Annotated in this window: 5 protein-coding genes; 3 read left to right on the top strand and 2 right to left on the bottom strand. The window is 60.1% G+C overall.

Translation table 11 applies throughout. The annotated features are described in order from the left end of the window. Positions 1-22 precede the first annotated feature (22 nt). Entirely contained in the window at positions 23-373 is a 351-nt protein-coding gene (locus EOD07_RS25145) for a hypothetical protein (RefSeq protein WP_127237339.1), read from the bottom strand. A gap of 996 nt (positions 374-1,369) precedes the next feature. Continuing rightward, a complete protein-coding gene (locus tag EOD07_RS37780; RefSeq protein ID WP_164772502.1) occupies positions 1,370-1,522 on the bottom strand; it encodes a hypothetical protein in 153 nt (50 codons plus the stop codon). Between EOD07_RS37780 and EOD07_RS25140 the strand changes: the two genes are divergently transcribed. The 3 genes from EOD07_RS25140 to rimO all read left to right on the top strand — a co-directional run. Then, entirely contained in the window at positions 1,503-1,910 is a 408-nt protein-coding gene (locus EOD07_RS25140) for a DUF930 domain-containing protein (protein WP_040982871.1), read from the top strand. The genes EOD07_RS37780 and EOD07_RS25140 overlap by 20 nt on opposite strands. Positions 1,911-2,181: 271 nt before the next feature. Then, positions 2,182-2,868: a TerC family protein gene (locus EOD07_RS25135; protein WP_041009286.1), complete on the top strand. Its 687-nt coding sequence runs from the start codon at positions 2,182-2,184 to the stop codon at positions 2,866-2,868. A 178-nt stretch (positions 2,869-3,046) separates the two neighbouring features. Further along, a partial coding sequence (gene rimO, locus EOD07_RS25130; protein ID WP_127237338.1) for a 30S ribosomal protein S12 methylthiotransferase RimO occupies positions 3,047-4,087 on the top strand: 1,041 nt, incomplete at its 3' end.

Raw genomic sequence — 4,087 nt, 5'->3', positions numbered from 1 at the left:
ATTCAAATTGAAACGTCTTCTGTTAAACATAACCCGTTATGCCTCGGCCATACTTGCAGAACTGCAGGACGCGACCAAAACTGTGTCGGCTTAAGAAGTCTCGCTCCCCTGCGGCGTCAAGCCTGTGGGCAACAGGCTCGGGATTGAGCGACAAGACATCGGTCGCTACCGCAGGCGGCCGGCAAAACTTATGGATGACCTGTTGCTCATGGCCGGGGTCCGGCGCCGAGATTCCTAGCAATGCCGGGTTCGCAACAGGCAGCGAGAGCGCGCCGGCGGGCGAGAACTTCGCGAACAGCTGATCTTCGTCGCTGCCGTCGGCCGGATACGCATCCTTGGCCGGGAAGTTGAAGAGCGGAGATTTCGACACCACTTCGATGCGCCATCACCAACTGTTCCGAGACGCCCAACCGCGATGCTCGTGCACCGGATTCTGCATCAAATGGAAATGACGGCCCTGCAGTCTACGACGTCTAGGACACACTCAAGGAGTTCGCTGAGGCCACGAGGGCCGATGCCGGATTCCCGCCATCGGATGCGTCTGGCACGTCAGTGAAGAGACGATCCGAGCGATTTCCGAAACCTACCTTTTCATTCCACCGGGCGGGCAGCATGGCATCAACAATGTCGACGAAAAGCCAGCGCGCGTGTTGATGAGAGTCTCTCCACCCAAGGCACGAGATGTTTCGAAGAGCTTGCCGAGTTGGCCGCCCGCGGCTCTCCGAATCCGGCGGCGTTGGCCGCTCAGCGAACCCGCCATGATCCCGATTGGATCTCGACTCTAACCACGAGTCGTAAACGCCCATTGCGAATCGCGTGTTATTCCCATTTGGATCGGGCGGGGCCGCTTTCAGCGCCTATGGGTTGATAGCCCGTACAATCTTTGGGGTATTTTTCGGGGTACCATTCCGATACCTATAAAAATTACGCATTAAGTCCAACCCGTTAGCACAAACAAATTGACAGCCACCCCCTCCGCCAGTCAGCCCTAAAATCGCTTGGGAGCCTTGGAGTTTCTCGATTTTCGGTCAGGAACCAGCTAACCAAGCTACTAATCAGTCGAGGGAAATGACCAAGCTTGCATGCCCTTTGCGCCTGCGGCACTCTCGGTCCCATGTCCAAAGAGCAAATGGGTTTTTTGATAAGCGCGGGGACTGGAGCAATGCTCGGCGAGATCATTGGCTACACCCTATTCTCAATCTCCGTTGGCTTGCCGTTCAGTTACTGGCTTCACCATCTCGGTTCGCACACGTGGGCTATTCACGGTGCTGTGCTGGGCGCGGGCGCGTGGTGGTTGGTACGGTTTGTCAACATTGTAAGTAAGCGCACAACCGGGCGCGACGGCTCAAATTGATGCGCTGTCTCACTGTCAGGCGCTGCCTTCGGTTGCGCTCTCGTCATCCAGCTCAAATTGCGCCGGCAGATAGGCGTTCGCTTCCAGCCATTCGCGGACGATTCGCCCTATTGGTAAAATACCGTTTATTTGATTTCTCGGACAAAATGTGCTGCTTGTCGCGCCCATGAAAAAGCTCTGCCTGATGGTTCTGGCGTCGTTGACGCTGGTCTTGCCGGCCAAGGCGATGGACAATGCGTTGCGCGCCGGCCTGATGAAACTCGATCCGCAGACTCGCCTCGAGCAGCGCTGTGACGCCGAAGTGCTCGACCGGATCAGTCACGACGATCGCAACTACAAGGCCGACCGCGTCGTGGCCTACGCCTTCGCCACGCCGCAGATGAGCGCCGATGCCATCAAGAGCTCGGGCGCCGCCTTCCGCAGCAAGGGTCAATGGTATCGGCTGAAGTTCAAGTGCCTGACCGGGCCGGACCACATGCAGGTGCTGCAGTTCCGCTACAAGATCGGCGACGAAATCCCGGAATCCGACTGGGCCAAATATAATCTCTACGACTAGAGCAATTCCAGGGAAAGTGCATAGCCGTTTCCCCGCCCGGAATTGCGTCAAAACAAGGAGATAGAGCGGTTCGCCGTTTCCGTGAAACGGTGAAACGCTCTGGTTTTCGGCCTCGCCCACCAGTCGGCAACCACCCGAAAATCCTTGAGAGCCTGCGCCGGCGCGTTGTTTTCCGACGATGTCCAAACCTGCGCCTTGACGCCGATGGACCGTGCCTTTAGGCCCGTCCGAGTAAAGGGCTACGCTCATTTCAGGCAAGGATTTCTAGTCGATGGAAATATTCACTGCCGCAGGCCTTTCAGCTCTCCTCCAGGTCGTCGCGATCGATCTTGCGCTAGCCGGCGACAACGCGATTGTGATCGGCCTCGCGGCGGCCGGCCTTCCCGCGGATCAGCGCAAGCGCGCCATCCTTGTCGGCATCGCGGCGGCCACTGTCCTGCGCATCATCTTTGCCCTGATCACGCAATGGCTGCTGAGCATCGGCCCCATGCTGCTCATCGCCGGCGGGCTTCTGCTTCTGTGGGTATGCTGGAAGATGTGGCGCGAGCTGCGCGTCAGCCATGAGGATGAGCGCGACGCGACCGAGGCGCTGTCGAACGGCGACTACAACAAGGATGGCAAGATCGCCGGTGCGGCGCCGCGCAAGACCTTCTCCCAGGCCGCCTGGCAGATCGTCATCGCCGACGTCTCGATGTCGCTCGACAACGTGCTCGCGGTCGCCGGTGCGGCCATGAAGCATCCGACCGTGCTGATCATCGGGCTGGCCCTTTCGATCGCCCTGATGGGCTTTGCCGCATCCTTTGTCGCACGCCTCCTGCACAGGTATCGCTGGATCGCCTATATCGGCCTGCTGATCATCTTGTACGTCGCGATCAACATGCTGCTCGGAGGCGCCGTGCAGCAGTTTCCCGACCATTTTGCCTTCCTCACGCCATGGTTCGGGCCGGATGGCCACTGAGGCTGGTTGAGGGACAGGTGCCGAGCCACTCTTGTCCCGGCCGGCACGCAGGTTTGCATCCGGGCCGAAGCGTGCTATTGCGCCGCGCGAAATGGCTTAGAGCCGCGCACTTAGATCGAAATCCAGAGCCTGAGGCTCGATCCTCGATCTCGCCATCACCTCTTGGAAAACAAAATCTATGTCCGCCCCACGCGTCAGTTTCGTCAGTCTTGGATGCCCGAAAGCGCTCGTCGATTCCGAGCGCATCATCACGCGGCTCCGCGCCGAAGGCTACGAGATCGCGCGCAAGCATGACGGCGCCGACCTCGTCGTCGTCAACACCTGCGGCTTCCTCGATTCCGCGCGCGATGAGTCGCTCAATGCCATCGGCTCCGCCCTTTCCGAAAACGGCCGTGTCATCGTCACCGGCTGCCTCGGCGCCGAGCCGGAGGTCATCCGCGAAAAGCACCCCAACGTGCTGGCGATCACCGGCCCGCAGGCTTATGAGAGCGTGATGGCGGCGGTGCATGAGGCGGCGCCGCCCAGCCACGATCCCTATGTCGACCTGTTGCCGCCGCAGGGCGTGAAGCTCACTCCGCGCCACTACGCCTATCTGAAGATTTCCGAGGGCTGCAACAACCGCTGCACCTTCTGCATCATCCCGGCATTGCGCGGCGATCTCGTCTCGCGCCCGGCCGCGGATGTGCTGCGCGAGGCCGAAAAACTCGCCAGGGCCGGCGTCAAGGAAATCCTCGTCATCTCGCAGGACACCAGCGCCTACGGCATCGACATCAAGTACCAGACGTCGACGTTCGGCGATCGCGAGGTGCGGGCGAAATTCCTCGACCTCGCCGAGGAGCTCGGCAAGCTCGGCATCTGGATACGCATGCATTATGTGTACCCCTACCCGCATGTCGCCGATGTCATTCCGCTGATGGCGGAAGGCAAGATCCTTCCCTATCTCGACATTCCCTTCCAGCACGCCTCACCGCAGGTGCTGAAGAATATGCGGCGCCCCGCGCATGGCGAAAAGACGCTGGACCGCATCCGCGGCTGGCGCGAGGTCTGCCCGGACCTCGCCATCCGTTCGACCTTCATCGTCGGCTTCCCCGGTGAAACGGAAGACGATTTCCAGATGCTGCTGGATTGGCTGGACGAAGCCAAGATCGATCGCGCCGGCTGTTTCAAATACGAGCCGGTCAAGGGCGCACGCTCCAACGACCTCGGGCTGGAACAGGTG

This window comes from Mesorhizobium sp. M2C.T.Ca.TU.002.02.1.1 (assembly GCF_003997225.1).
Note: the sequence above shows the minus strand (reverse complement) of the source record. Positions and strands in the feature narration are given on the sequence as shown.

Bases quoted from the DNA above. Each gene is read 5' to 3' on its own strand.
- EOD07_RS25135 (WP_041009286.1), top strand. From the start codon at position 2,182: ATGGAAATATTCACTGCCGCAGGCCTTTCAGCTCTCCTCCAGGTCGTC.
- EOD07_RS37780 (WP_164772502.1), bottom strand. From the start codon at position 1,522: ATGGGCGCGACAAGCAGCACATTTTGTCCGAGAAATCAAATAAACGGT.